The following is a 26,857-nucleotide window of genomic DNA, read 5'->3' as shown; positions in this document are numbered from 1 at the left end:
CGGATGGAGCGCAGCGCAATCCGGGACCGCTGTATCCGCGGTGAGACTTTCCCGGATTTCGCTACGCTCCATCCGGGCTACGATGTCGCGTTTGCGGCGCTCACCTTACCCCAGCAGCGCCGCATCCGCCGCTGCGACCGATTCTGCGCTCTCGGTCACGGTGCGCTCGAGCGCGCCCGCCTGCACCGCGATGTTCTCGGCGAAGAAGCGCGCCAGCGCGACGTAGCGTGGCGCGTCGCCAAGGCCTTCGGCCTTGGCGGCGAGCGCCTCGGAGGCGAGCAGGCAGCCGCCGAGCGTGGAGCCGAATTGCTGCAGATAGGGCGTCGCCCCCGCAAGCGCGTCGTTCGGCGCGGAGGCAACGCGCTCCAGCAGCCATTTGCTGGTGCGCGTGAGCGCCTCCAGCGCCTCGCGCAGCTTGGTGCCGGTGGTGCCGAAAGCGGGATCGTTGGAGGCCTCCACCTGCTTGACCGTTGCCGAGAGCTCGTCGAGCAGCGCCCACACCGATGCGCCGCCATTGGCAGCTAACTTGCGCGTGACGAGATCGATCGCCTGGATGCCGTTGGTGCCCTCGTAGATCGCGGTGATGCGGGCATCGCGGTAGTGCTGGGCCGCGCCGGTCTCCTCGATGAAGCCCATGCCGCCATGCACCTGCACGCCGAGATAGGCGACCTCGTTGCCGATATCGGTGGAATAGGCCTTGGCCATCGGCGTTAGCAGCGCCGCGCGTGCGGCGGCTTCAGCGCGCACCGTCGGATACTTGGCGCGGGTCGAGACGTCGATCGCAACAGCCGTCGCATAGCAGATGGTGCGGGCGGCCGCGGTCTGGGCCCGCATCCGCATCAGCATGCGCTTGACGTCGGGATGCACGAAGATCGGATCCGAGCCGTCGCCTTTCTTGCCTACCGCGCGGCCTTGGCGGCGCTCCTGCGCATACGACAGGGCCTGCTGGTAGGCGCGGTCGGCGACGCCGACGCCCTCCAGGCCGACGCCGAGGCGGGCCTGGTTCATCATCGTGAACATGCAGCGCATGCCCTGGTTCTCTTCGCCGATCAAAAAGCCGATCGCGCCGCCATGATCGCCCATGGTCATGGTGCAGGTCGGCGAAGCATGCATGCCGAGCTTGTGCTCGACGCCGCTCGCATAGATGTCGTTGCGCGGCCCCAGCGAGCCGTCCGCGTTGACCATGAACTTGGGAACGAGGAACAGCGAAATGCCTTTGGTGCCGGCGGGCGCATCGGGCAGACGCGCGAGCACGAAATGCACGATGTTGTCGGTCATGTCGTGCTCGCCATACGTGATGAAGATCTTCGTCCCCTTGATGCGATAGGTGCCGTCCGCCTGCTTTTCGGCGCGGGTGCGCAGCGCGCCGACGTCTGAGCCGGCCTGCGGCTCGGTCAGCTGCATCGTTCCGGTCCATTCGCCGGAGACGAGCTTTTCGAGATAGATTGTCTTCAGCTCGTCGCTACCATGCGCGTCCAGCGCCTCGATCGCCGATGCCGTCAGCAGCGGGCAGAGGCCGAAGGCGACGTTGGCCGCGCTCCAGATCTCTGTGCAGGCGGCATTGATCGCGAGCGGCAGGCCCTGGCCGCCGAAATCTTCCGGGCCGGACACCGCATTCCAGCCGCCCTCGGTCCAGCGCTTGTAGGCGTCAGGCCAGCCCGGCGCGGTCGTGACCTTGCCATCCTCGAGCTTGATGCCGTGCTCGTCGCCGATCTTGTTGAGCGGCGCCAGCACGTCGGATGCGAACTTGCCGGCTTCCTCCAGCACGGCGGCCGCGAGGTCGGCATCGAAATCGCCGTAATGGCCGGCCTCCAGGGCGGCCTTGAGGCCCGCGCCATGGTTGAGCGACAGCAGCATGTCAGAAATCGGCGCGCGGTAGGTCATGGCTCACTCCCCGAGAACAGATATTGGCGCCGTATTCCCATGAAACGGGAGCGGTCTCAACTGCCGGGACGCCGGATGGCCTGGCCGGAACGGGCAGGCCGTCGGGGCCCAGCATAGAGTGTCGGCCGCCGGGCCCTTTTTGCCCCTCCAGGCGGTTGAAATGCCGCGCCGCTCCCTATAGACCGGCTGCGACCGACGGGAATCTGCGGGTGCCGGTTCTGCCCGTTCCGTTCGTCGTCTGTTGGGGCGTAGCCAAGCGGTAAGGCAGCGGATTTTGATTCCGCCATTCGGAGGTTCGATCCCTCCCGCCCCAGCCAGATCTCCCGCCCCGCCTGAAATCACCCACGAAACCGGCCTGGCTGGGGAGCTGCTGCGCAGCTCTGCGCTGCACAGGGTGTTTCTCGGCAAAGATTCCGCCGACCGGGCCTTCCCCATGCGAACCATGACCCGCCGCGACAAAGATGGCGACGTTGAGGGGCGAACGGTCTACGACGGTGAGGTCATCTCATGAACGCCACCTAAAAACGAGAACAACGTCATGCCGCACTTGGTGATCGAATATTCGGAAGGGGCGCTCGCTCGCGACGACGTAGCAGGCTTGATGGAAGCGCTCTTTGAAGCCGCTTGGCGAACGGGCATCATGAAGGCGGAGGACGTCAAGGTGCGGGCGTGCGTCTACAACGATTTCCTGGTTGCCGGGAAGCGTGACAGCTTCGTGCATCTGTCTGTCTATTTGCTCGAAGGTCGATCGCCCGACCAGAAGGTTGAGCTGAGTACGAGCCTTCGACGGACGATGACAGAGCGATGCCCGGATGTGGCCAGCATAAGCGTGGATGTCCGTGACATGGACCCGGTCGCCTACAAGAAACGGCTAAAATGACGGGTGCTCGCCAAAAGGCGGCAGCTTCTCAGACGAGCAGGGGCTGCGCGGCGAGGGACATCTCCTTGAGGAGAGGCAGGAAACGATCGATCATCTCACCGGTCGTGATGCGATCGACATGAGCGCCGATATTTGCGGCCGCGATGACGGCGCCATCGTAGCGGCGAATTGGCACCGATATCGACCGAAAGCCCTCTTCGGCTTCCTGATCGACAAGGCTATACCCTTTGGTGCGGTCGGCAATGATCGTCGCAATCACTGCCGATTTGTCGACCAGCGTCGACTGGGTCAGAGCCGCCAGCTTCATGCCGTCGACCGTTCTCGTCAGCTCGTCGTTTGCCAATCTGCCCAGCAGAACGCGTCCCACCGACGTGCAGAAAGCCGGCAGCCGATATCCTATGTCCAGTCCGGTCGAAAATACCCGCGCCGGACTCGAGCGGGCGATGAAAACGACCTCTTCGCCATCCAGGACCGCAAGGGAGCAGACCTCCCTGGCCTTGCCGGCGACCTCGTCCATCAACGGCTGCATCACGGTGCTGATTTGGTTCGACGTCAAATAGGCCGAAGCCAAAAGCAGCACTCTGGGCGTTAGCGAAAACAACCGCTCGTTGCCCGCGACGAATCCGGATTTTACGAGGGTCATCAGAATCCGGCGCACCGTCGCCCGCGGAAGATTCGCGCTCTTGGAGAGGTCGCTGAGGGTCATTGGACGGCGATCGATACCGAACGACTGTATCACGCGAAGACCCCGATCCAGGGTCTCGATGAACTCGCTGCCCTCCCGCGCCTTTTCCTCTTCTTCCGTACGCTTCAGCCTCGGCATTCTATTGGGCGGTCCCTCTCAGTGGCCTCTCGAAAGCGAGAACCATCACAAATCCGCGCGCTAGGCGCCAGCCTTGTCTCCGGCTGTCACCAGGGATTTGAGGTCAAAGGAAGGGTCTGCGGCTTGCTCCGGTGCAGGGGAGATTCCCGCCGCAATCAGGCGTCGGGCTGCCATTTGCTCGCCTGGCCGGTGGACGCTGTCCACCGCGACCAATCGGCCCTGGCGATAGTAGAAGACCGAGAATCTTCCGTCGTCGACCGAACCTCGGACCGCCTGCCGATCATATCGTCCGGCCAGCCCGACGATCTGCAGCTTGACGTCATATTGGTCGGACCAGAACCTCGGCACATTCTCATAGGGCGCTCGAGCGCCGGCGATCGCCAGTCCAGCGGCCTTCGCTTGATCCTGGGCGTTTTGCACCGATTCCAATCTCACCCAGCTTTCGCAAAAGCGGTTGAAGTGGTTGGTGCAGTCACCGGCCGCGAAAATGTCCGATGTTTCGCATTGTCCGTGCGCGTCAACGACAATTCCATTCGTGCATCTAAGCCCCGCCGAGCGCGCGATCTCGTCATTGGCGACACCACCAATCCCCACCAGCACCAGGTCGGCGTGGACAACGGCACCGTTGCCCAGCACGACAGCGGAAACTTTTCGATTGTTTCCTTTGAAGGAAGCAACCGTTTCGTCGAGCATCACGTCGACGCCAGCCCGCAAATGCGTATCAAGAAGAAAGGTCGACAAGACCGGCGAGACGGCACGTTCAAGCAGGCGGCTGCTCGCTTCCACGACGGTGACCTTCTTGCCCAGCTTTGCCGCGGAGGCCGCAACTTCCAGCCCTATGAAGCCGCCGCCGACGATGACAATCTCCGCAGCATTGGCCAGACCTGCCTTCAGGTCGATCGCATCGGTCACCGAACGCAGATAGAAAATTCCATCGAAGTCCGCGCCCTCAACCGCGATGCGCCGCGCGCGCGAGCCCGTGGCGAAGAGGAGTTTTTCAAACTTCAAAGCGTTGCCGCCGGCCAGAGTGACCTGTCGCGCGTGCAAATCGAGCAGCGTGGCGCGCTGCCCAAGAACGAGATTGATCTGCTTGCCTTCGAAGAAAGTCTCGTCGCGCAAGATCAGATTTTGCTCGCTGATGCGCCCGAGAAGGAAGTCCTTGGATAGCGGCGGCCTCTGATAGGGCAGCCACTCTTCGTCGCACACAATGGTGATGGGCTGAGAATAGCCGGCGTCACGAGCCGTGAGAGCGGCTTGAACCCCGGCATATGATGCGCCGATGACGACCAGCCCTGTCATGATTGCCTCGCCGGCACATGGACCACCAGCTCGTCGAGAGGGGCGGGCACCTTCAACTGGCAACTCAGCCGACTGTTCGGCTTTCGCTCTCCCGAGACGGCGGACAGCAACTCGAGCTCTTCTTCGCTCGGCTGAGGGAGAGAGCTTGCTTGTTCTTCATCGACGTAGACGTGACAGGTCGCGCAATCGAGGCATTCGCCGTCGATGCCGTGAATACCGTTGCGGACGGCCGCGAGCATCACGCTCACGTCGCGTCCGACCTCGATGGATTTTCCGCTGCCGTCCTGCTGGACAAATCTCACTCGCGGCATCCGACCTCCGTTTCCTAAGTTTGTTCGATATGAGAACAAAAGTTCGTTAAACGGTTACAGCAGTTCTGGCGGACCCTCAATCCCGACCTGTTGGCCGCCGCTGCGGTTCCATTAGGCAAGTTATGCGGAAATATTTTGCTTGCTTGCGCGTCACATTGGAGTCATTCTGAACGATATCGAACTAATGTTCGACTACCGAACGAAAGGGCAGGATGCAATGAAGCTGACGACAGCGATCGTGGGAGTGGTGCTGACATCAGGCGCGGCGTTTGCCCAGCAGCAGGAGGCCAATGCTCCCTCGCTTGCCTTGATCAACGGCAAGATTCTCACCATGGACGGTCAGTCAAAGGTTGCGGAAGCGCTTGCCGTTCGCGACGGAAGAATCTTGGCCGTAGCAGACGCGGCGACGATCAAGGCGTTGGCCGGAAATCGCACCCGCACGATCGACTTGCAGGGCAAGACTGTCGTTCCCGGGCTGATCGACACGCACGCGCATTTCAAGGCTGCCGGTCTGTCCGACTACGTCGTCAACATGAGCGGCGCCAAGACTGTTGCGGATGCCCTCGCAAGCATCAAGCAGTTCGTGGCGAAGAAAAAGCCCGGCGAGTGGATCATCGGAAGCGCCTGGCATCCCCCGTCACAGCTCGCGGAAAAGCGTTACCTGACACGCCAGGAAATCGACGGCGTCGCGCCGAACAATCCGGTCTATCTCCGGACCGTTGGCCACTTCTCGATGGCCAATTCGATGGCGCTCGAGAAGGCCGGCGTAACCAAGGCCACGCCAAACCCAAGCGGCGGATCGTTTGAGCGCGACAGTGCCGGTGACCTGACCGGCGTTCTGGTCGAGACGGCGATCGATCAGGTCGAAAAGACCGTTCCGGAGTGGACGGCGGACGACGAGTTTCGCCAATTCAAGCTCGCGGAAGGTGTGCTGAACTCGTTCGGGATCACCAGCGCCGTAGAAGGGGCCACCTCGCCCAGGGACATCGCGGCCCTGCAGCGCGTGGCGCAGGCCGGTGAAGCAACGCTACGGGTCGGTCTCATGTGGCGCCCGGAACCCCCCGCCGAGAACGCGGCCTGGGAGGCCATCATGCGAGGCAACGGCGCCTCCTCCGGCTTTGGCGATGACTGGCTGAAGTTCGCCGGAATCAAGATCCTTTACGATGGCGGCATGACGCTCAAGACGGCGCTCATGCGCGAGGCCTATCCAGACTCGCATGATGGCTACCACGGCATTGCCCAGCAATCGCCGCAACGCCTCAAGGATCTGGTGTCCATTTGCAATCGCCACAATTGGCGCGTGGGTGTCCATGCCGTCGGCGACAAGGGCATCGACCACGTCCTTGATGCATTCGAAGCGGCCGACAAGGAGAAATCGATCAAGGATCGGCGTTTCGTCCTGATCCATGGAAGCTTGATAGTGCCCGAGCAAATGGAGCGCGCGAAACGCCTCGGTGTCAGAGTCGACCTCCAGAACGTTTTCATGTGGGACAAGGCGGCCACCGTCGAGCGCTTCCTGGGTGCGGCGGTCGCCAATCGGGCCGTGCCCACGAAAACTCTCATCGAGAAGGTGGGGCTGAACAGCCTCGGCGCAGGCACCGACTTTCCGGTGAACACGATCAATCCCTTCATCAACATCTACGTCATGGTAACCCGCAAGGATCTCGCCGGACGCGTTTATGGAGCGAACGAAGCCGTCAGCCGCGAGCAGGCGCTGCGCCTCTACACCAGCGCGGCATCGCACTATATGTTCGAAGAGAACGAGAAGGGGACGATCGAGGCCGGAAAACTCGCGGACCTGACCGTGTTGTCGGCGGACCTCATGACGGTCCCCGAGGAGCAGATCAAAGACATCAAAGCCGACCTGACGATCGTCGGCGGCAAGATCGTGTTTCAGCGTTAGTCTGCGTCCCGATAGCATGAGGACGCATCTCGAAGCCGAGAGAGGAGATCCAAGTCATGATGAGCCAAGAGCAGAACGACCTCATTACCCGCGTCGGACCGAAGGCGCCTGCGGGAAAGCTGATGCGGATGTATTGGCAGCCTGCTGCGCTCGTCGACGAACTCGCGGAGGGGCGCCCCATCAAGGCCGTCAAGCTTCTCGGCGAGAACTTCGTTCTGTTCAAGGACGAAACGGGGCGCTATGGCCTGCTCGATCGCGACTGCCCGCATCGGGGCGCCGACCTTGCCTTCGGCCGGCTCGAGAACGGTGGCCTGCGCTGCGCCTTCCACGGGTGGCTGTTCGACGTCACGGGACAGTGTCTCGAGACGCCCGCCGAGCCTGCAAACTCCTCGCTCTGCAAAAATATCAAGCAGCGGTCCTACCCCGTCGTGGAGAAGGGTGGAATCCTGTGGGCGTATTTGGGTGAAGGCGAGCCGCCCGCGTTTCCGGAGATCGACTGCTTCGCGGCGCCGGACGAATACACCTTCGCCTTCAAGGGCCTGATCGAATGCAATTGGCTGCAGGCGCTGGAAGTCGGCATCGACCCGGCTCACGCATCGTTCCTTCACCGGTTCTTCGAGGATGAGGATACATCGGCGGCCTATGGCAAGCAGTTTCGCGGTGCGTCGGCCGACTCGGAAATGCCCATGACGAAGGTCCTGCGCGAGTACGACCGGCCGATCATCAACGTCGAGCACACCGAATACGGCCTGCGGCTCATCGCCTTGCGAGAAATCGACGAGCAGCGCACCCACGTTCGCGTCACCAACCAGCTATTCCCGCATGCGTTCGTCATTCCGATGAGCACGGAGATGACGATTACCCAGTGGCACGTGCCCGTCGACGACGTGAATTGCTATTGGTATGCGATTTTCACCAGCTACGCCGCGCCCGTCGACAAGGCGAAAATGCGCGCGCAGCGCCTCGAGCTTTACGAATTGCCGGAATACCGCTCGCGGAAGAACAAGTCGAACGACTACGGCTTCGACCCGCACGAGCAGGCGACCGAGACTTACACCGGCATGGGCGCGGACATCAACGTCCACGACCAGTGGGCCGTCGAGTCGATGGGCGCTATTCAGGACCGGACGCGTGAGCATCTCGGGCAATCCGACAAGGCGATCATTCAGTACCGCCGGCTGCTTCGCCAGGAGATCGAGAAGGTGGCCTCCGGGGGCAAGCCGCTGTTGTTCCTCGACGCTGCCAGCGCGCGCAGCATCCAGGGGCCGGCCACAATGGACGGCATCGGTCCGACGAAGGGCTGGGAAACCTACTGGATGGAAGTGGACGTCAAGCGTCGTCGGGGCGCTCCCTGGGCCGCGCCGGTGCCCGCCGAGCTCGCCAAGAAGGTGCCTCACCTGACCGCCGCCGAATAAGCCAGGCCGCCCAGCTCAGCAAAGGAGATGTCGTTGAGTTTCGTCGAAAAGCACGGTCTCTGGTCGGCCGAACAGAAGGAGGCTGCCATCCGCATGCGGCGGATGGCGGAGGAGCAGGAGTTGCATACGATCCGGCTCTCCTTTCCGGACCAGCACGGCATCTTGCGCGGCAAGGCGCTGGTCGCTTCCGAGGCGCTCTCGTCGATCGAGAGTGGCTGCTCGATAACGACGACATTGCTCGCGAAAGATACCTCTCACCGCACGGTGTTTCCCGTCTTCACCGCCGGCGGCGGGTTCGGGATGCACGAGATGCAGGGGGGAGGCGACATCTTGATGGTCGCTGATCCCACCACCTTCAAGCTTCTCCCCTGGGCATCAAAAACCGGGTGGGTGCTTTGCGACCTCTACTTCTCCGATGGACGACCCGTGCCCTTCGCCTCCAGGGGCCTGTATCAATCCGTGCTGGGGCAGCTCAAAGACCGGGGCTATGATTTCAAAGCGGGCCTCGAGGTCGAATGCCACATCTTCAGAGTCGAGAATCCCCGACTGGCGCCTTGGGACGCCGGCAGTCCCGGCCAACCGGGTGAGCCTCCGGAGGTCAGCCTGCTTTCGCAGGGCTATCAGCACCTGACGGAGCAACGTTACGACCAGATGGAGCCTGCGCTCGAGCTGATCAGGCAAAACATCGTGGCGCTGGGCTTGCCGCTTCGGTCGATCGAGTTGGAATACGGCCCGAGCCAGTGCGAGTTCGTGTTCCAGCCCACCGTCGGCATTGAGCCGGCGGACACCATGGTGCTGTTTCGTACGGCAGTGAAGCAGATCTGCAACCGCCACGGCTATCACGCGACCTTCATGTGCCGGCCGCGGATACCGAACGTGATGTCATCGGGGTGGCACCTTCACCAATCGCTGGTCTCCCGAACAGACGGCGTCAACGCGTTCATGACCAGCGAACCGGCCGGCCTGTCGAACCTTGGCAAGCACTATATGGCCGGGCTGCTGGAGCATGCCAGGGCATCCGCGGTCTTCTCGACGCCGACGATCAATGGCTACAAACGCTACCGTTCCTATTCGCTGGCTCCGGATCGGGCGATCTGGGGACGCGACAACAGGGGCGTCATGATCCGCGTGCTGGGCGGTCCCGACGATAAAGCCACCCGGCTCGAAAACAGGATCGGCGAGCCGGCCGCAAACCCCTATCTTTACATGGCGTCGCAGATTCTGGCCGGCCTCAACGGCATTGATCGCCAGCTCGATCCCGGTCCGTCGGCGGACACTCCCTACGAGACCAAGGCGAACCTCCTGCCGACGTCCTTGCGCGAGGCGGTGTTCGCGTTGCGCGATGACCCCTTCTTCCGCGAGGCTCTGGGAGAGAAATTCGTCGACTACTACGTTTTCATCAAGAACGCGGAAATCGAGCGCTTCCAATCGACGGTCACCGAGTGGGAGCAGCGAGAATATTTCGAAATGTTCTGAAACAGCATCACCGAAGCGGGAGAAGAGAGATATGAGCTTGAGGTTTGGACTTGTTGGGGCCGTCGCGATTGCCACTGCCTGGATGTCGCCGGCGCAGTGCGACACCATCAAGGTGGGGATCATCGGCACCATGTCCGGTCCGTATGCCTTGTTCGGCCAGAACTTCAAGTACGGCATTGACGCCTGGGTGGCCAAGCATGGATCGAAAGTGGGCGATCATCAGATCGAGTTTGTCTATCGCGACGAAGAATCGCCGAACCCCGCCAAGTCGAAATCATTGGCTCAGGAGTTGATCGTCAAGGAGAAGGTTCAGTACATCGCGGGACTGTACTTCACTCCGGACGCCCTGGCCGTCGCTCCGCTTCTCGAGGAAGCGAAGGTGCCTATGATCGTCATGAACGCCGCGACGTCCGCGATCGTCGAGAAGAGCCCCTACATCGTGCGGACGTCCTTTACGATGTGGCAGAACACGGTCCCCGCGGCGAAGGTGGCGAAGGCCAGAGCGGCCAAGAAGGTGGCGATCGCCGTCAGCGATTACGGCCCCGGCATCGATGCCGAATCGGCCTTCAAAAAGACGTTCGAGGCAGATGGAGGCACCATCGTCCAATCGATCAGGATGCCGCTCAATACGACCGACTTCGGCCCGATCATGCAAAGGATCAAGGATTCCGGCGCAGACATGATCTTCACATTCTTGCCGGCCGGTCCACCAACCCTGGGGTTCGTCAAGGCCTATATCGACAACGGGCTGAAAGCGTCTGGCGTGAAGTTGTTGTCCACGGGTGATGTCGTGACCGAGCCCGATCTTCCGACTATCGGTGACAGCGGCGTAGGCATCCTGTCGACTTACCACTACGCGGTCTCGCATGAGTCTTCAGAGAACAAAGCCTTCCTGGCCGATCTGATCAAGGCTGGCGCCAAGGCTGACGACATCACCATGGCGTCGGTCGCGGCCTATGACGGTGCTCGGCTCATCTACAAGATGGTTGAGGCCACCAACGGCCAAAAGGACCCGGACAAAGCCCTTGCGGCCGTGAAGGGCATGAAATGGGTCAGTCCGCGTGGCCCCGTGTCGATCGACCCGGATACCCGGCATATTCGTCAGAACGTTTATCTGCGCGAAGTCGTGAAGCAGGACGGCAAGCTCCTCAACAAGGAACTGCAAACGTTCGATGCGCAGCCGGACTGGGGCCTGGCGAAGAATTAGAGCGGATCGCTCGCGATGTAGATCTCGCGAGCGATCTCTTCATCGTGTCGGAGAAGGGCCCGGAATGAGTGGTCGGTCGCAGTCTATTCGCTTCGTCAACGGTCGCATCTATCGCGATGCCAGCGACCGGATGATACCCGGCTTGACGGACGCGCACATCCACCTGTTCGGGCTGGCTGCCGAGCGGCTCCAGATCCGAAAAGCCGCGGAAGCATTCAACTAATGGCGTGGACGGGTCTCAGCATCGGGCTAGATGCCCTCTCGTACGGCATGGTGCTTTTCATCATCTCCATCGGCCTATCCATTATGATGGGCCTGATGAGGGTAGTGAACCTCGCTCATGGCGCATTTGCGATGATCGGGGGATATCTCGCGTCTTTTGCGCTCAAGAACGCGGGATATCCACTCGCGATTGTCCTGGCGGTCCTCGGCACCATCGCGATCGCCTTTCCGCTCGAGTTTCTTCTCTACCGCCGGATTTATCGCAAGTCCGATGAGCTGACCCAGATATTGCTCACGATCGGCATCGCGTTCGTCATCATTGGCGTTGCCAACTACATTCTTGGCCCGACAACCAAATCCATTCCGCTGCCTCCGCTGCTGAGCGGTCCCGTCGATCTCGGCTTCCGAATGATCCCGGCTCATCGGATTTTCGTGACGATTTGCGGAGTGTGCACCGCGGGCTTGCTCTGGCTACTGATCGACCGCACCGAGTTTGGGATCCGGCTGCGTGCCGCGGTCGACAACGGTGACATGGCCGAGTCGCTCGGAATCAAGACGCAGATCCTTTTTTCCGCGACCTTCGCGCTTGCGGTCGGCCTGGCGGCGTTCGGGGGCGTGGTGGGCGCCGAACTGTTGCCCGTCGAACCTTTTTACGCGCTCAGATATATGGTGACGTTCCTTGTCGTCGTCTCGGTCGGCGGGGCAGGATCGATCCCGGGCGCCGTGGCGGCATCGATATTGCTTGGCCTCGCGGACACGACCGGCAAGTATCTTGCACCCGAATATGGTGAGTTCTTCTTCTATCTTGCGGTCATTCTGGTCGTGTTTCTGTTCCCGAACGGCCTTTTGGGCAGGAGGCACTGACGTGACCGATCGAGCCATGGTCGATGGCGTGAGCCCGCCGCGTTTTTCCGTGCCGCTTGAGCTGCGCGCTGTCGCAATCACGCTGGCGCTCGGAGTGCTCGGTTACACGCTTTTTCCGGATGACCTCGCGTTTCTGACGCGACTGATCAGCATCACGCTTCTGGTGCTGTCGCTCGATCTGGTCACGGGGTATTGCGGTGTCGCCACCCTTGGACATGCTGCGATCTACGGTGTGAGCGCCTACGTCGTGGGTAACGCATGCCTTGCCGGACATTCCGACCCCCTGCTGTTGTTGCTCGTGGGGGCGGTGGCCGGTGCCGTGATGGGGCTGGTCTCAGGCGTCCTTGTCACGAGGTTCAAGGGTCTCCCCCAGCTCGTGCTATCCATTGCCGTCGGACAGCTCGTCGCGGCGCTGGCCAACAAACTGTCCAGCCTGACGGGCGGAAGCGACGGATTGTCCGGCATTTCGCCTGGACGAGTCTTCGGGGTCTATGCGTTCGACATGTATGGTCGCACCGGCTATGTGTTCTCCGTTGCGGTGCTTATGGTCGTGTTCGTGGTGCTGCTTCGAATCGTGCACTCTCCGTTCGGCCTGCTTTGTCAGGCAATCAAGGATGACAGCCTGCGAGCTCGGATGATCGGTGCCCGCGTGTATCCCCGGCTCGTGCTGATGTATGGCGTGTCGGGGGTTGTTGGCGGAATTGGTGGTGCTCTCAATGCCATCAATACGGGCGTCGTGGGACTGGATAGCATCGGATTTGAGCGGTCGGCTGAAGCTCTCGTCATGCTGGTCCTGGGTGGCGCAGGCAGTCTCTGGGGCGCGCTGATCGGATCCATCGTCTTTCAAGTGTTCGAGCACTACGTCTCGGCTGCGAATCCATTCCATTGGATGACCATGGTCGGTGCGTTGCTGATCGCGGTCGTTTTGTTCGCCCCGAAAGGCCTGGTGTCCCTTGGAGGCTTGCTTGCTGGTCGCACCGCCTCGGTGATGAGGAGGCGCCCGTGAGCCGGCCGCTGCTCGAACTGCGAAACGTTTCGATGTCCTTCGGCGGGATGCGGGTCAACGATGATATTTCCTTCAGTATCGGGAAGGGAGAAAGGGTCGCGTTGATTGGCCCGAACGGCGCGGGCAAAACCACGCTCGTCAACGTCATCTCCGGTGACTTGACCCCTTCACAGGGTGCCGTCCACCTCGCTGGTGTTGATGTCACCGCGCTACCGATTTCCGATCGCGTCGACGCCGGCTTGATCCGGACATTTCAGATCACGAGGCTCTTCAAGAGCCTGACGGTCGCACAAAACGTCGCGCTCGCCGTGATGCAACGAAAGGGGCTCACGAGAAGCATGTTTTCCTGCCCGATGGATCGGCCGGACGTTCGTCGGGAGTGGGAGCGGGCCCTTGGAACGCTCGGTATCGCCCATCTGGCCGACAGGCAGGTCTCGCAACTGGCGTACGGTCAGCAGCGCCTTCTTGACCTGGCAATCGGGCTTGCTCTCGAGCCGAAGGTCCTGCTCCTGGACGAGCCCGCGGCAGGGGTTCCGTCGGAGGAGTCCTCCAAGATCATCGAGGCGATCGACAGATTGCCATCTGATATCGCGGTCTTGATGATCGAGCATGACATGGACCTGGTGTTCAAATTTGCCCGCCGTGTGCTCGTTCTCGCCAACGGAAAGCTGATCTTCCAGGGCGATCCGGCAGAAGTCACGCACCATCAGGAAGTCCGTCGAGCTTATCTAGGTAGCTACGCAGATGCCCGCCACGCGTCTTGAAGTCAAAGGTCTCAGTGCCGGGTATGGTCCCACCCGTATCATCGATCAGATGTCTTTCGAGGTGTTGCCCGGAGGTCGTCTCAGCATCCTTGGTCGAAACGGAGTCGGCAAGACGACTTTGCTCGCATCGCTGATGGGTCTGACGACCCATCATGGGGGAAAAGTATTCCTGGGCGAGGCTGATCTCACGGATACCAAGGCATCGATACGCGCTCAACGAGGTCTCGGTTACGTACCGCAGACACGCGACATATTTCGGTCGCTGACGGTGGAGGAAAACCTGGTCGCGGGTCTCAAGGATCGAGGTCGAGAGGCACTTGAAGAGGTCTACGTGATGTTTCCGAGGTTGGCCGAACGTCGACGCCATTTCGGAACGCAATTATCGGGCGGCGAGCAGCAGATGCTCTCGCTCGCCAGGACGCTGCTGGGAAGGCCTTCAGTTCTCCTCTTGGATGAGCCGCTCGAGGGGCTCGCGCCGGTGATCTGCGATCAGATCATGGAAATCATCACCGCGCTGGCGAGTTCTGGTGAGATGACCATCGTTTTGGTCGAGCAGCAGATCGAACGAGCGCTGCGCTTTGCCGATCATGTCATGGTGGTTGAACGCGGCAAAGCGGTCTGGAGTGGTGAATGCTCGCACTTGCGCGACGACCCCAAAATGGTCGAGCGCCTGCTCGGTGTTGGGGTGCACTGAGGCATGCGGCTTCCTTGTCATCGAGACAATGGGCAAGCTCGTATCACCCTTGCCCCGTCGGGGCGGCGGGGTTTGGCCGTAGCGCTCGCCCGGAAAGGCGAACCGGCAGCACGATCGCACGCCAAAGGGCCGGACAAGTTGATCCCTTGCCGCAAAGCGCTCAAGGACGACCGCAAGCGCTGTCAGTTCAGCCTTCCAAGCAGTCTTCGGATGATCTTGCGCAAGTTTTCGGCGTACTCATCGACGACCTGACGCCTCTCGGCCGATGGCGGCAGCTGACATTCGTCGTTCCCGTCCGGCGACGGAGGATCCGTCTTGGAACTCCCGCGCATGATCGAGGCGATCGGCTTTGTCACTTTCACGGGAAGTCTGACCTCTGATGCACGACGCGCGTCGTTCAGGCTAGGTGCCAATTCCATCTGCGGCCTTCACACAAGTTAAGTCGCCGGAGCGGGTCGATCTGCATGGCTCGTCGCCGACGCGTGGCGCCGCAACATTTTGCAAATCGCGGCGCGCTAGGTGCACGAGGCGGTCGGATCGCACTTCGGGCAGCGGCCGTCGGCGGCTGCGCCGAGCTGGCGGCCGAGCTCGGCCCTGAGAGCCTCCTTGTTCCATTCGGCGCCGTCGCATCTGACGATTCGCTTGGCGCGCTCGAAGGCGTGACTCTCGGCGGCGTCATCGCCGATGCGGACGATCACGTCCCGATGGAACGGGCAGGCCGTCGTCGCGCGGGTCGTCTCCAGGGCGTAGCGCACGACCTCGGTGAGATCGTCGGTGTCAATGTCGGCAAGCATGTCGGTTCTCCTGATCGGCATCCTCCCTTGTCCAGACCATGCACTGGCTTCGACGAAAATCGGCCTCGGGCTCGATGGGAGCGCCGAGGCCGATTGTTCGCGTGGCTCTTCCATCCAGGGTCTGAACTCGTCCAGCAAACCCGCGCTGCCGATCTTCGTTCCATCGAACTCTCCGGCGGAGCCGCTCTCCGGCCGACTCCATGTTCGCGGTCTTCTGCACTCTCCGTGAAAGCGGCGCCGGGAAGGCCTCGAAATCCAAACGTCGCTCGCTCCGGCAAAGGGGACCTAGAAAAAGCGTTCCCGATGCCGACACAAGACTATCGCCGGCGTCGCAAACATGTCTTGATCCAGCTCAAAGGAGGCGGCGGTATTCGACCGAACGCTTCTCAATCGGCAACCTGCTTACAAGCGCTGCGCGATGTCTTCACCGCTGCTCGCGTCAATCCGTTCAGGACATCTGCGTAAGTATTGGCCCGCAATTTCCAGGTCGCCGCGACGGGCGCATATCTCCAGCATGGAGCGCAACGTCATCTTCAAATGCCCCCGCACGGGCGTGAACGTGCAGCACTGGATTTCCGGCACAGGCTCCGACGCCGCGGACACGCACGTCCCGGTCCGGTGTCCCGCTTGCGCCTCGCTGCACTTCGTCAATGTCGCCAGCGGCAAGACCTTGAGCGAGGGCATCGGTCGGCCACGCGCGACCACGGCGCCAGCCGGTCACAACCAGCCTGATCCATTGCGTCCTTGACTTCGTGAGCTTCGCGCAGCCGCGCCCGGGTCAGATTTTCCGACTGGATCCTCAAGGCATCTCAGACCCAGCCACCATCGACGATATAGTGCTGGGCGGTGCAGGCGGACGCCTCGTCGGAGGCGAGGAAGACGGTGAACTTCGCAACCTCGTCCGGCATGAGTCGGCGCTTCAGGCATTGTCGCTGCTGCAACTCGATCTCGCCGGCCGGCGTCATCCATTTCTCGAGCTGCCGCTCGGTCATGATCCAGCCTGGCGCGATCGCATTGACTCGGATGTTGTAGGGGCCGTAGTCGCGCGCCAGCGAGCGCGTCAGCCCGATCACGCCTGACTTGCTGGCGGTGTAGGCGGCCATGCCGCCTTGTCCTGCGATCCACGATACCGAGCCGAAATTGATGATGGCGCCGGCATTGGCCGCCTTCATGTCCGGCAACACGGCCTGAGATGCGAAGAACTGGTGCTTCAGGTTCACCGCGATGCGGTCGTCCCAATAGTCCGGCGTCATCTCCTCGGTGTTGTGCCGCTCGTCATGCGCGGCATTGTTGATCAGGATGTTGATCGGGCCATGAGCCTTGCGTGCCGCGACGACGCCGGCACGCAGCGCAGGGATGTCGGTGAGATCGACATGCTGGAAATGCGCGGCCAATCCCTGCTCGGATAGCTCGCGCGCCAGGCGCTGTCCCTCCTCGACCTTGATGTCGAAGAACACCACCTTGGATTTCTGCTCCGCAAAGCGCCGCACGATCGCCGCGCCGATTCCGGCTGCGCCACCGGTGACGAGCACGACCTTGCCGGCGAGGTCGGAATAGATCGCAGCCATGGGCACCTCGTTTGTTGCGGCCGGCGCGGCAGGCCGCGTCGACTCTTTCGCGAACCATAGCCATTCCATTGGTGAGGTGCATAGATCAGAAATTGTGTTGCGCACCTCAAAAATTGAGGGCAGGATTGCGTCAAAGAATAAAAGACGGTCGGGAGGATGTGATGAGATTGCTCGGGAAACTGGGACTCGCCGCTGCCGCATGCCTGCTTTGGGCCAGTTCCGCGTCAGCCGACACCACGGTCAAATGGCTGCACATCGAGGTCAATCCGGCCCAGGTGAAGATCTGGGAGGAGGTCGCACGCAGCTATGAGGCGTCGCACCCAGGTGTGAAGGTCGAGATGCAGTTCCTCGAGAACGAGGCCTACAAGGCCAAGCTGCCGACCATCCTGCAATCGAAGGATCGGCCGCACATCATCTATAGCTGGGCCGGCGGAGTGCTGAAGACCCAGATCGAGGCCGACGTCCTGGCAGACATCACCGATTCCGTGAAAAGCGGCGGCTACAGCGACACGATCGCACCGGCAGCGCTCGCGGCTTTCACCAGCAACGGCAAGGTCTATGGCCTGCCGACCGCGCTCTCGCAGGTCGGCTTCCTCTACAACAAGGACTTGATGGCCAAGGGTAATGTCGACGCGAGCAAGATCAAGACATGGGACGATCTGCTCGGCGCAGTGAAAACGCTGAGGGCCGCGGGCGTGACGCCGATTGTGGTTGGCGGTGCCGATAAATGGCCGCTGCATTTTTACTGGACGCATCTCGCAGTGCGCATCGGCGGCAAGCCGGGCTTCGATGCAGCACTGAAGGGCGAGAATGGCGGGTTCGCCGGCGAGACCTTCCAGAAATCAGGTGAGCTGTTCAAGCAGCTGGTCGATCTGCAGCCCTTCCAGAACGGCTTCCTCGGCTTCAAGAATCCGCAGGCCGTCGGCTATTTCGGCGACGGCAAGGCCGCGATGATCCTGGCCATCTCGTCCTTCTATCACACCCAGCGCGCGCTTGCCGCCGACAAGGTTGGTCTCAGCGACGACAAGCTTGGCTGGTTCGATTTTCCGGTCGTACCCGGCGGCAAGGGTGAGCCGTCAGACACGCTCGGTGGCATCACCGGCTGGTTGATCACCAAGGGGGCGCCCAAGGAAGCCACCGACTTCCTGAAATTCTTTATCTCCAAGGACGTGCAGGCGCGGCTTGCCGCCGGCAACTTCATCGTTCCCGTCGTCAAGGGCGGCGAGGCCGGCCTCAACAGCGCCTTCATGAAGCAGATCGCGGCCAATCTGGCCAAGTCCAACTATCACCAGAACTTCTATGACCAGAGCCTCGGCCCGTCGGTCGGTCGCGTCGTCAACGACGTCACCGCGGAGATCGCCGGCGGCAGCATGAGCCCGCAGAACGCTGCGAAAGCCATCGAAGCGGCGTACAAGCAGGGTAACTGACCGGTGGCGCGACGGATCGCGATGTCGTCGCCGATCGGCGTTGCCGGTGAGGCGGCCCCCCAGGTCGGGACTCGTGGCGCGGTTCGTGGCCCAGGCTGGGATGGCCGCTTCACTGTCCTGATTCTGTTCCTGCCGCCCGCGCTGCTGCTGTTCACGCTGTTCGTGGTGCTGCCGATCGGCGAGGCCGCCTGGTACTCGGGCTTCAACTGGAACGGGTTCGGCAGGCCGACGAACTGGATCGGCTTCGACAATTACCGCTTCGTGCTGGAGACGCGGGCCTTCTGGCTCGCGCTGCGCAACAACGGGCTGATCATCGCCGTTTCGCTCGCCATCCAGCTGCCGCTTGCGCTGACGCTCGCCCTCATGCTGGCCGAAAAGTTTCGTGGCGCCGTGGCGCTGCGCATGCTGTTCTTCATGCCCTATATCCTCGCCGAGATCGCAACCGGGCTGATCTTCAGCTTCGTCTATGACGGCGATTACGGCCTCGTCGCCTCGATCTGGCGCACGTTCGGCGCCGAGCCTCCGCATCTCCTGGCCTCGACCGACACGGCGATGCTGGCGGTGCTGATCGTGGTGGTTTGGAAATATTTCGGCTTCCACATGATGCTGTTCATCGCCGCGCTCCAGAGCCTCGACAAAAACCTGGTCGAGGCCGCCCGTATCGACGGCGCGACGCGGACGCAGACGCTGCGCCACGTCGTGATCCCCTTGCTTTATCCGACGATCCGCCTGTCGGTGTTCTTCGCCATCATCGGATCGCTGCAGCTGTTCGATCTCGTCATGCCGCTGACGCGCGGCGGACCGGCCGATTCCTCCAACACGTTGGTGAGCTTTCTCTACAACAATGGCATCTCGCGCATGCGCGTCGGCTATGGCAGCGCCATCGGCGTCATCCTGTTCGCGATCTGCGTGACTTTTGCCTTCACCTACAAGCGATGGTTCATGCGCGATGAATAGTGCCGGGGCCAGAAACGCGTTCGATCCCGCAGCGCTGTTCAAGGCGCTGTTCCTCGGCCTGGTCGCGATCTTCGTCCTGGTGCCGTTGCTCGCGACCCTGCTCGGCGGCTTCAAGTCGCTCGGCGAGCTCCGTGTCAATCCGTTCGGCCTGCCCGCACAATGGGAATGGCAGAACTACGCCGACATCCTGTTCTCGGCGCGCTACTGGCAGCTCCTGCGCAATTCGCTTGTCATCTCGACGCTGGCGGTGGCGCTGACCCTGATCACGGCTTCGATGGCCGCGTTCACCTTCGCCCATGTCAGGTTCTTCGGCTCATCGATGCTACTCAGCTATCTGACGCTGGGCCTGCTGTTTCCCGCCGCGACCGCCGTGCTGCCTCTGTTCATCAAGGTGCGCGATCTCGGCCTGCTCGATACCTATTTCGGCGTCGCGCTGCCGCAGGTGGCGTTCAGCCTCGCCATGAGCGTGCTGCTGCTACGCCGTTTCTTCAAGGACATTCCGTACGAGCTGCTCGAGGCGGCGCTGGTCGACGGCTGCAGCTACATCAAATTCTTCCGCTATGTGACGCTGCCCTTGTCGCGTCCGATCCTGGCGACCGTCGGCACCATCACCTTCGTCAACAGCTGGAACGCCTACCTGCTGCCGCTGGTGATGCTGAACACCGACGCGCTGTATCCCTGGCCGCTCGGCATCATGGTCTATCAGGGCGAATACTCGTCCGAATGGCACCTGATCCTGGCCTTCATCACGCTCACCATCCTGCCCACGATCATTCTGTTCCTGCTGGCGCAGAAGCACATCGTGGCCGGCCTCACCGCGGGCGCGGTCAAGGGATGAGCCGTATTCTGAGGAGATAACATGAGAAAAGTCGGCATCGGAATCATCGGCTGCGGGGTGATCAGCACCGCCTATCTCAAGGCGGCCCAGCGCTTTCCGGTCATGGAGGTCAGGGCGCTCGCCGACATGCGCAGCGAGATTGCGGAACGCCAGGGCGCGGCCTTCGGCTTGCCGGGAATGCGGGTCGACCAATTGTTGAAGCGCGACGACGTCGAAATAATCGTCAATCTCACGGTGCCGCTCGCCCACACCGATGTCAGCCTCGCGGTGCTGAATGCCGGCAAGCACGTCCACTCGGAGAAGCCGCTCGGCATCAATGTCGCTGAGGCGCGCAAGGTCATGGAGCTCGCCGCGCAGAAGAACCTGCGCGTCGGCTGCGCGCCCGACACGTTCCTTGGCGGCGGCCATCAGACCGCGCGCAAGCTGATCGACGACGGCGCGATCGGCACGCCCGTCGCGGGCAGCGTTTTCTTCGGCTGCCCCGGCCACGAGCGCTGGCACCCGGCGCCCGGCTTCTATTACCTGCGCGGCGGCGGGCCGATGCTCGACATGGGGCCGTACTACATCACCGATCTCGTGCAATTGCTCGGCCCGGTCGCCGGCGTGATGGGCTCGACCGCGCGCCCCAAAACCGAGCGCCTCGTTACCAGCCAGCCGATGAACGGCGCGCTGATTCCGGTCGAGGTCGCGACCCATGTCGCGGGGACGCTGGAGTTCGAAAGCGGGGCGGTCGTGTCGATCACGATGAGCTTCGACGTGCCGAAACATCGGCATGCGCCGATCGAGATCTACGGCGACAAGGGCAGCATGCTGGTGCCGGATCCAAATCGCTTCGGCGGCGAGGTTCAGGTGGCCAAAACCGGCGGCGAATGGGAGGTGATGCCGCTGACGCACGGCCACGTCGAGGGCGAGTTCCGCTCGATCGGCGTCGCCGACATGGCTGGCGCGATCCTGAACGACCGACCGCATCGCGCCAGCGGCGCGCTCGCCCTCCACGTGCTGGAGGTGATGGAGGCGTTCCAGACTTCCGCCGACGAGGGCCGCCGCGTCGGGATCGAGAGCCGCGTCGAGCGCCCGGCGATGCTGCCGGCGGGACGCGAAACCGGACAGATCGATTGAGGGAATGACCATGCGCAAGGCAATGATTGTATGGGGTGGGTGGCCGGGGCACGATCCCGATCTCTGCGCGTCGATGATCCGTGGCTGGCTGAAGGCCGAAGGCTTCGAGGTGCGGATCGAAACCACGACGGCAGCCTTTGCCGATCCCGCGATCCACGATCTGTCGCTCATCATACCGATCTACACGATGTCCAAGATCGAGAAGGCGGAAGCGCTCAACCTCTGCGATGCGGTGCGCAGCGGCGTCGGGCTTGCCGGCCATCATGGCGGCATGTGCGATGCCTTCCGCGAATCGGTCGATTACCAGTTCCTGTGCGGCGGGCAATGGGTCGCCCATCCCGGCAACATCATCGACTACAAGGTCGACTTGACGAAACCGGACGATCCGATCATGACGGGTCTGAAGAGCTTCGAGCATCGGTCCGAGCAATATTACATGCATGTCGATCCCGCCATCGAGGTCCTGGCAACGACGACCTTCACCGGTGAGCACGCGCCCTGGATCGAGGGCGTGGTGATGCCGGTGGTGTGGAAGAAGCGCTATGGCGCGGGGAGGGTATTCTATTCCTCGCTGGGCCACCGCGCCTACGAGCTCGACGTGCCGGAGATCCGGACGTTGATGACCCGCGGCATGCTGTGGGCCGCGCGCGAATGACTGAAGGCGCGACCCAGCCGGTGCTTCGGGCCACGCTCGAGGACGTTGCGCGCGCGGCGGGCGTTTCGCTCGCCACCGTCGATCGCGTCGTCAACCGGCGCGAGGGTGTCCGCGCCAAGACCGTCGCGCGTGTCGAGGCCGCGGTGGCAAAGCTCGGCTATCGCGCCGATGTTGCCGCGGCGCGGCTCGCCCGCGGGCAGACCTTCCGCTTCGCTTTCGTGCTGCCGACCGGCAGCAACAGCTTCATGACCAACCTCGGCGAGCAGGTCGCGCGCACCGCGGACTGGCTCGCCGGCCATCGCGGCTTCATCGACATCCACCATGTCGACGTGTTCGACCCCGATGTCCTTGCCCGAGCGCTGGAGAACCTCTCGCCGGCCTATCGGGGCGTCGCCGTCATCGCGCTCGATCATCCCCGGGTGCGCGCCGCGATCGACGAGCTCGTCGCGCGCGGGGTTGCCGTGGTCACCCTGGTGTCGGACGCGCCGAGTTCGTCCCGGGTGCATTATGTCGGGATCGACAATCCGGCCGCGGGCCGCACCGCCGCCACCCTGATGGGACGCTTCCTTGCCGGACGCGAGGGCACCGTCGCCGTGATTGCGGGATCGTTGTCGCTGCGCGATCACACCGAACGGCAGTTCGGCTTCCACCAGATCCTGTCGAGCGAGTATGCGAGCCTGTCCGCACTGCCTGTCATCGAGGGGCGCGACGACAGCGACCGCACCCGGGACCTCACGGCCGCGCTGCTCGCCCGCCATGCCGACCTCCGCGGCATCTATTGCTGCGGCGCCGGAAACCGCGGCATCGCCGATGCGCTCGAGGCCTCGGGCCGCGCGCGCGAGGTGGTCTGGATCACCCATGAGCTGACCGAGCACACCAGGCGGTTCCTGGTGCGCGGCACGCTCGACGCCGTCATCAACCAGGATGCCGGCCATGAGGCGCGGTCTGCGGCGCGAGTCCTGCTCGCGCATTGTTCGGGCGAGCCGATCAGCCCCGACCAGGAGCGCATCCGCATCGACATTTTCCTGCGGGACAATCTGCCGTAGCGTGAAGCGCACGGAAGCGCCGCGCGAGGACTACCCCTCGTACTGATCCGGCCCCATCGCCCAGGACGACTCGTCGTGGCCGACCGCGTAATTGCGGTTGTTGAGCGCCGGATTGCGATTGACCATCGGACGCATGAACATCGGATGGGTCGCTGAGCGCACCTCGTGCTCGACCGTGAACAGCTTCTTGCCGCTGTCGAGGTCGACGATGTCGCAGAACCGGTACTGGTATTGATTGTCCTCGCGCGAGATCAGCTTGCGCGCAAGCAGCTTGCGGTAGGGGCCGGAGAAGTCCGTGATGTACATCTGCACGTGGTGACCGTCATAGTCGGCTTGCGGCCGGTCGGTCTCGCGAAACAGCAGATGCTGGTTGCGGCCCGTCTTCACGGCGGCCACAGTGCCATCGCCGTTCCGCAAGCTCGCGGGCATGCCCATGACTTCAGGGTAGAAGGCGCAGATGCCGGCTGCCGATCCCATCGGCACGTCGAGCTCGACATAGGGAATGCCGAGCGCGATCCGGCCGAACCGCGCCGCGTCGGGCTCGTAGCAGCGCACGCGGTTGCCCCAGGGGCAAACCGCCTCGACATGGTCGTTGTGCTCCCTGAACGCGAACGCGGTGCCCTCGAGTTTCTTCGCGACCGTTGCAAGCCGCGCCAGCAGCGCCTCGCGGCCTTCGATGACGAGGCCAATATGTCCGCGCAGCACCTGCGGCCGGCCGCTCGGCAGATGAAACTGGCTCCGCCCGGCATTGATCCACATGTTGGTGTCGGACACCATCAGATAGGGATCGCGGGTGAGCCCGAGCCCGGCGACGTAGAACAGCGTGGCGAGGCGCTGGTCCGGGACCTGGATGTTGACGTGCTCGAAATGGATGGCGTTGCCGAGATCTTCTGCGGACCGATCGAATTGCTGCGGCATGGGTGTGCACTTCTCGCTGGGGGACGAACCGGTGCATCTTAGAGCATAGTTTCCGGCCGTCGAGTTTCCGTCGGTGACCGCGCCGCTTCCTCCGCACGGGGCGGGGTGAAAAACCTGGCCCACCAGCCGCCTTTTTGACTTGGCTCAAGATAATTCCGATGACGTTCGGCAAGCTCGTCGGACCGACATCAAGGCCGGAGGAAGCGTCATGCTAGGTCGAACCGTTGCTGCAGCGTTGCTGCTCGCCATCCTGGGCCAGCCAGCTCTGGCTCAATCGCCAGCGGACCATCAAGGTCATCATCCCGGACAGGAGCAGACGCCGGCATCCCCGCAGTCGAGTTCTCCTGCCAACCCATCCGCCGAGCGGCAGAGCCCGATGCGCGGTGGAGACATGATGGGAATGATGGGGCGCGGGATGATGGGACAAGGAATGATGGGACAAGGAATGAAAGGGCATGGCGCGATGGGCGGTGCCGCCATGGAGCCGCCGGTCGTCTTCCGCATCGTCTACGCGCTGATGGATGCTGATGGAGACGGGAACGTCTCGCTGCCCGAGTTTCAGGTCGCCCATGAACGCATTTTCAAGGCAATGGATCGCGACAAGGACGGCAAGCTCACTTTCGAGGAGATGATGGCGTTCATGCACAGGAGCAAGGGCTCCGCCCCGCAGCAATAGCGAGCGGGAACCTCAAGGCGGGTACACGAACTGCGGCTTCATCGGGGCGTTCGCGATGTGACGATGAAAATCGCATGCGCGCTTCCCAACTTGCCCTGGCGGCCAGTCCCTGTAATCTGCAAAAAAAACAGGGAAGGGTGCGATGGGAGGAGTCTTGGAGGGCGTGCGCGTGCTCGATTTCGGGCGCTATATCGCCGGGCCCTATTGCGCGACATTGCTGGCCGAGTTCGGGGCCGAGGTCATCCGCGTCGAGAAGCGCGACGGCAGCGAGGATCGGTTCGTCGCGCCGGTGGGTGAAGGCGGCGAGGGCGCGCTGTTCCTCCAGATCAACCGCAACAAGAAGGGCATCACGCTCGATCCGATGAAGGCGGAAGGCCAGGAGGTGATGCGCCGCCTGATCGCGACCGCGGACGTCGTGGTCGCCAACCTGCCGCCGCAGACCCTGCGCGCGATGAAGCTCGACTACGACTCGCTGAAGGCGATCAAGCCGGACATCATCCTGACCACGGCGACTGCGTTCGGCGGGCCGGGCCCGTGGTCCGACCGCGTCGGCTTCGACGGCGTCGGCCAGGTGATGTCGGGCTCGGTGTACATGACCGGCAGCGGAGATCCGCCGTACCGCGCCGCGGTGAACTGGGTCGATTTCGGCACTGCGCTGCACTGCGCGTTCGGCACGCTCGCCGCCCTGATCGAGCGCGGCAAGTCCGGCCGCGGCCAGATCGTCGAGGGCGCGCTGCTCGCAACAGCTTTGTCCTTTACCAATGCCACGCTGATCGAGCAGGCCGTCATCGACGTCAACCGCGTGCCGACGGGCAATCTCGGCCAGACCGCGGCGCCCGCCGACATCTACCGCACCAAGGACGGCTGGGTGCTGTGCCAGGTCACCGGTCATCCGCTGTTCAAGCGCTGGGCGAGGCTGATGGGCGAGGAGGAGGTGTGGCTGAACGATCCGCGCTTTGCCGACGACATCAGCCGCGGCAATAATGGCCGCATCATCAGCGAGCGGATGGCGCGCTGGTGTGCCGAGCGCACCACGCAGGAGGCCGTCGACACGCTAGGCGACGCGATGATTCCGACCGGCCCCGTGCTCTCGCCGCAACAGGCGCTGGATCATCCGCACATCCGCGCCGCCGGCTTCATGCAGGACGTCGACTATCCGGGCTTGCCGAAGCAGGCGCCGGTCGCCCGCGCCGCGGTGCGACTGTCGGAAACGCCGGGCGAGATCGCGCACCGTCCGCCGACGCTCGGCGAGCACACCGACCGCGTCCTCGCCGATCTCGGCTACGGTGCAAACGAGATCGCGGCGCTTCGGCGAGAGGGCATCATCTAGATCACAGCAGCTGCTTCAACGCCTTGGCATCGGCCGGTGCGGCGCTCTTCTGGTCGTTGTCGAAATAGACGTAGACGTCGCAGCCCTGCCGCTTCCACGACTTGATGCGCTTGGCCCATTGCGCCAGCGTGGCCTTGGTATAGTGCCCGTGATAGCGCCCGCTTGGCCCGTGTCCGCGCACATAGACGAAATCCGCCGTGCGCTTCCACGGCGCCGGCGCGTCGTGATGATCGGACAGGCACAGCGAGATGTTCTCCTCAGCCAGCATCCGCAGGATGCGCGGCTGATACCAGCTCGGATGGCGGAATTCGAAACTGTAACGCCGCTTTCGCGACAGCAGCTTGAAGAACGAGGCGAGCCGGTCCGCATTCGCCTCGAATTGCGGCGGCAGCTGGAACAGGATCGGGCCGGCCTTGCCGCCGAGCCTGGAGATGCGGTCCTCCAGCAGCTCGAGGCTGTTGACGGAGCGCTCCGACAGGCGCTTCCAATGCGTGATGAATTTCGACGCCTTCCAGGCGAACACGAAATCGCGGCCGGTCTGCTCCCGCCATCCCGTCACCGCCTCCGGCGTTGGCGTGCGGTAGAACACCCCGTTCAGCTCCGTGGTGTCGAACTGCCCGGCATAGTAGCTGAGCTGCTGCTTCAGCGTCACGCCCTCGGGGAAGAACGGGCCGCGCCAGGAAGCGTAGTGCCAGCCCGAAGTTCCGATCAGAACGCGCGCCATGTTTTACGTACCATCCGTTGCCATTTGCCGGAGGGAACGTCCGTGCGGCCGATACGT

The 26,857-nt window shown here is 62.8% G+C and carries 26 protein-coding genes and 1 tRNA gene; 19 read left to right on the top strand and 8 right to left on the bottom strand.

Annotation, left to right across the window (positions count from 1 at the left end; all coding sequences use genetic code 11):
* Positions 1-105: 105 nt before the first annotated feature.
* Entirely contained in the window at positions 106-1,884 is a 1,779-nt protein-coding gene (locus tag GA0061099_RS02730; protein WP_036026100.1) for an acyl-CoA dehydrogenase family protein, read from the bottom strand.
* Between the two features lie 242 nt (positions 1,885-2,126).
* On the opposite strand from GA0061099_RS02730, the gene GA0061099_RS02725 reads away from it, so the two are divergent.
* Both GA0061099_RS02725 and GA0061099_RS02720 read left to right on the top strand, forming a co-directional pair.
* A tRNA-Gln gene (locus GA0061099_RS02725) sits at positions 2,127-2,201 on the top strand.
* Positions 2,202-2,422: 221 nt separating this feature from the next.
* Positions 2,423-2,764 carry a 5-carboxymethyl-2-hydroxymuconate Delta-isomerase gene (locus GA0061099_RS02720; RefSeq protein WP_036026098.1) on the top strand — a complete coding sequence of 114 codons (342 nt, stop codon included), beginning with the start codon at positions 2,423-2,425 and terminating at the stop codon, positions 2,762-2,764.
* A 28-nt stretch (positions 2,765-2,792) separates the two neighbouring features.
* Here the strand turns inward: GA0061099_RS02720 and GA0061099_RS02715 are convergent, their stop codons facing one another.
* The 3 genes from GA0061099_RS02715 to GA0061099_RS02705 are packed head-to-tail and all read right to left on the bottom strand — an operon-like array spanning position 2,793 to position 5,197.
* Positions 2,793-3,587, bottom strand: coding sequence for an IclR family transcriptional regulator domain-containing protein (locus GA0061099_RS02715; protein WP_036026095.1), 795 nt, complete (start codon positions 3,585-3,587; stop codon positions 2,793-2,795).
* A gap of 60 nt (positions 3,588-3,647) precedes the next feature.
* The gene (locus GA0061099_RS02710; RefSeq protein ID WP_036026092.1) at positions 3,648-4,886 is read right to left on the bottom strand and encodes an NAD(P)/FAD-dependent oxidoreductase; all 1,239 of its coding nucleotides are present in this window, start codon (positions 4,884-4,886) and stop codon (positions 3,648-3,650) included.
* Positions 4,883-5,197 carry a 2Fe-2S iron-sulfur cluster-binding protein gene (locus GA0061099_RS02705; protein WP_074447522.1) on the bottom strand — a complete coding sequence of 105 codons (315 nt, stop codon included), beginning with the start codon at positions 5,195-5,197 and terminating at the stop codon, positions 4,883-4,885. Before GA0061099_RS02705 ends, GA0061099_RS02710 begins: the two co-directional genes overlap by 4 nt.
* 217 nt (positions 5,198-5,414) lie before the next feature.
* On the opposite strand from GA0061099_RS02705, the gene GA0061099_RS02700 reads away from it, so the two are divergent.
* The 9 genes from GA0061099_RS02700 (at position 5,415) to GA0061099_RS02665 (ending at position 14,748) form a co-directional block, all read left to right on the top strand.
* Positions 5,415-7,100: an amidohydrolase gene (locus GA0061099_RS02700; protein WP_036026111.1), complete on the top strand. Its 1,686-nt coding sequence runs from the start codon at positions 5,415-5,417 to the stop codon at positions 7,098-7,100.
* A gap of 56 nt (positions 7,101-7,156) precedes the next feature.
* Entirely contained in the window at positions 7,157-8,515 is a 1,359-nt protein-coding gene (locus GA0061099_RS02695; RefSeq protein ID WP_036026089.1) for an aromatic ring-hydroxylating dioxygenase subunit alpha, read from the top strand.
* Positions 8,516-8,548: 33 nt separating this feature from the next.
* Positions 8,549-9,991 carry a glutamine synthetase family protein gene (locus tag GA0061099_RS02690; protein ID WP_036026109.1) on the top strand — a complete coding sequence of 481 codons (1,443 nt, stop codon included), beginning with the start codon at positions 8,549-8,551 and terminating at the stop codon, positions 9,989-9,991.
* 31 nt (positions 9,992-10,022) lie between these two features.
* Positions 10,023-11,198: an ABC transporter substrate-binding protein gene (locus GA0061099_RS02685; protein ID WP_036026086.1), complete on the top strand. Its 1,176-nt coding sequence runs from the start codon at positions 10,023-10,025 to the stop codon at positions 11,196-11,198.
* A gap of 64 nt (positions 11,199-11,262) precedes the next feature.
* Positions 11,263-11,421: a hypothetical protein gene (locus tag GA0061099_RS41015; RefSeq protein WP_157783994.1), complete on the top strand. Its 159-nt coding sequence runs from the start codon at positions 11,263-11,265 to the stop codon at positions 11,419-11,421.
* On the top strand, positions 11,421-12,284 hold the full coding sequence (locus GA0061099_RS02680) for a branched-chain amino acid ABC transporter permease (RefSeq protein WP_036026084.1): 864 nt from the start codon (positions 11,421-11,423) through the stop codon (positions 12,282-12,284). Before GA0061099_RS41015 ends, GA0061099_RS02680 begins: the two co-directional genes overlap by 1 nt.
* A 16-nt stretch (positions 12,285-12,300) precedes the next feature.
* Positions 12,301-13,290: a branched-chain amino acid ABC transporter permease gene (locus GA0061099_RS02675; protein ID WP_036026083.1), complete on the top strand. Its 990-nt coding sequence runs from the start codon at positions 12,301-12,303 to the stop codon at positions 13,288-13,290.
* A gap of 32 nt (positions 13,291-13,322) precedes the next feature.
* On the top strand, positions 13,323-14,054 hold the full coding sequence (locus GA0061099_RS02670) for an ABC transporter ATP-binding protein (protein WP_036004179.1): 732 nt from the start codon (positions 13,323-13,325) through the stop codon (positions 14,052-14,054).
* On the top strand, positions 14,035-14,748 hold the full coding sequence (locus GA0061099_RS02665; RefSeq protein ID WP_036026081.1) for an ABC transporter ATP-binding protein: 714 nt from the start codon (positions 14,035-14,037) through the stop codon (positions 14,746-14,748). Before GA0061099_RS02670 ends, GA0061099_RS02665 begins: the two co-directional genes overlap by 20 nt.
* Before the next feature lie 515 nt (positions 14,749-15,263).
* On the opposite strand, the gene GA0061099_RS02655 is transcribed toward GA0061099_RS02665, so the two are convergent.
* Entirely contained in the window at positions 15,264-15,542 is a 279-nt protein-coding gene (locus GA0061099_RS02655; RefSeq protein WP_036026108.1) for a hypothetical protein, read from the bottom strand.
* Between the two features lie 809 nt (positions 15,543-16,351).
* Positions 16,352-17,110, bottom strand: a complete 759-nt coding sequence (locus tag GA0061099_RS02645) for an SDR family NAD(P)-dependent oxidoreductase (protein WP_036026107.1) — start codon at positions 17,108-17,110, stop codon at positions 16,352-16,354.
* Positions 17,111-17,271: 161 nt separating this feature from the next.
* Here GA0061099_RS02645 and GA0061099_RS02640 point away from each other — a divergent pair, with 161 nt between their 5' ends.
* Genes GA0061099_RS02640 through GA0061099_RS02615 form a run of 6 tightly spaced genes read left to right on the top strand, consistent with a single transcriptional unit; the run spans position 17,272 to position 23,152 of the window.
* A complete protein-coding gene (locus tag GA0061099_RS02640) occupies positions 17,272-18,537 on the top strand; it encodes an extracellular solute-binding protein (protein ID WP_036026078.1) in 1,266 nt (421 codons plus the stop codon).
* Positions 18,538-18,540: 3 nt separating this feature from the next.
* Entirely contained in the window at positions 18,541-19,494 is a 954-nt protein-coding gene (locus GA0061099_RS02635) for a carbohydrate ABC transporter permease (protein ID WP_036004167.1), read from the top strand.
* Positions 19,487-20,332 (top strand): carbohydrate ABC transporter permease, encoded by an 846-nt coding sequence (locus GA0061099_RS02630; RefSeq protein ID WP_036026076.1) that lies wholly within the window; start codon positions 19,487-19,489, stop codon positions 20,330-20,332. Before GA0061099_RS02635 ends, GA0061099_RS02630 begins: the two co-directional genes overlap by 8 nt.
* 21 nt (positions 20,333-20,353) lie before the next feature.
* Positions 20,354-21,451: a Gfo/Idh/MocA family protein gene (locus GA0061099_RS02625; protein WP_036026073.1), complete on the top strand. Its 1,098-nt coding sequence runs from the start codon at positions 20,354-20,356 to the stop codon at positions 21,449-21,451.
* Between the two features lie 10 nt (positions 21,452-21,461).
* Positions 21,462-22,106, top strand: coding sequence for a ThuA domain-containing protein (locus GA0061099_RS02620; protein WP_036004213.1), 645 nt, complete (start codon positions 21,462-21,464; stop codon positions 22,104-22,106).
* Positions 22,103-23,152, top strand: coding sequence for a LacI family DNA-binding transcriptional regulator (locus GA0061099_RS02615; protein WP_036026106.1), 1,050 nt, complete (start codon positions 22,103-22,105; stop codon positions 23,150-23,152). The genes GA0061099_RS02620 and GA0061099_RS02615 overlap by 4 nt, the downstream gene beginning before the upstream one ends.
* A gap of 30 nt (positions 23,153-23,182) precedes the next feature.
* Here the strand turns inward: GA0061099_RS02615 and GA0061099_RS02610 are convergent, their stop codons facing one another.
* A complete protein-coding gene (locus GA0061099_RS02610) occupies positions 23,183-24,070 on the bottom strand; it encodes a VOC family protein (RefSeq protein WP_036026071.1) in 888 nt (295 codons plus the stop codon).
* 208 nt (positions 24,071-24,278) lie between these two features.
* On the opposite strand from GA0061099_RS02610, the gene GA0061099_RS41815 reads away from it, so the two are divergent.
* Both GA0061099_RS41815 and GA0061099_RS02600 read left to right on the top strand, forming a co-directional pair.
* Complete coding sequence (locus GA0061099_RS41815) at positions 24,279-24,746, top strand: EF-hand domain-containing protein (protein ID WP_036004194.1); 468 nt, start codon at positions 24,279-24,281, stop codon at positions 24,744-24,746.
* Positions 24,747-24,888: 142 nt separating this feature from the next.
* Positions 24,889-26,076, top strand: a complete 1,188-nt coding sequence (locus GA0061099_RS02600) for a CaiB/BaiF CoA transferase family protein (RefSeq protein ID WP_036026069.1) — start codon at positions 24,889-24,891, stop codon at positions 26,074-26,076.
* A 1-nt stretch (position 26,077) separates the two neighbouring features.
* On the opposite strand, the gene GA0061099_RS02595 is transcribed toward GA0061099_RS02600, so the two are convergent.
* Positions 26,078-26,800 (bottom strand): DUF72 domain-containing protein, encoded by a 723-nt coding sequence (locus tag GA0061099_RS02595; protein ID WP_036026067.1) that lies wholly within the window; start codon positions 26,798-26,800, stop codon positions 26,078-26,080.
* Positions 26,801-26,857: the final 57 nt, after the last annotated feature.

Origin of the sequence: Bradyrhizobium yuanmingense, assembly GCF_900094575.1 — a bacterium.
GTDB classification, from domain to species: domain Bacteria; phylum Pseudomonadota; class Alphaproteobacteria; order Rhizobiales; family Xanthobacteraceae; genus Bradyrhizobium; species Bradyrhizobium yuanmingense.
Note: the sequence above shows the minus strand (reverse complement) of the source record. Positions and strands in the feature narration are given on the sequence as shown.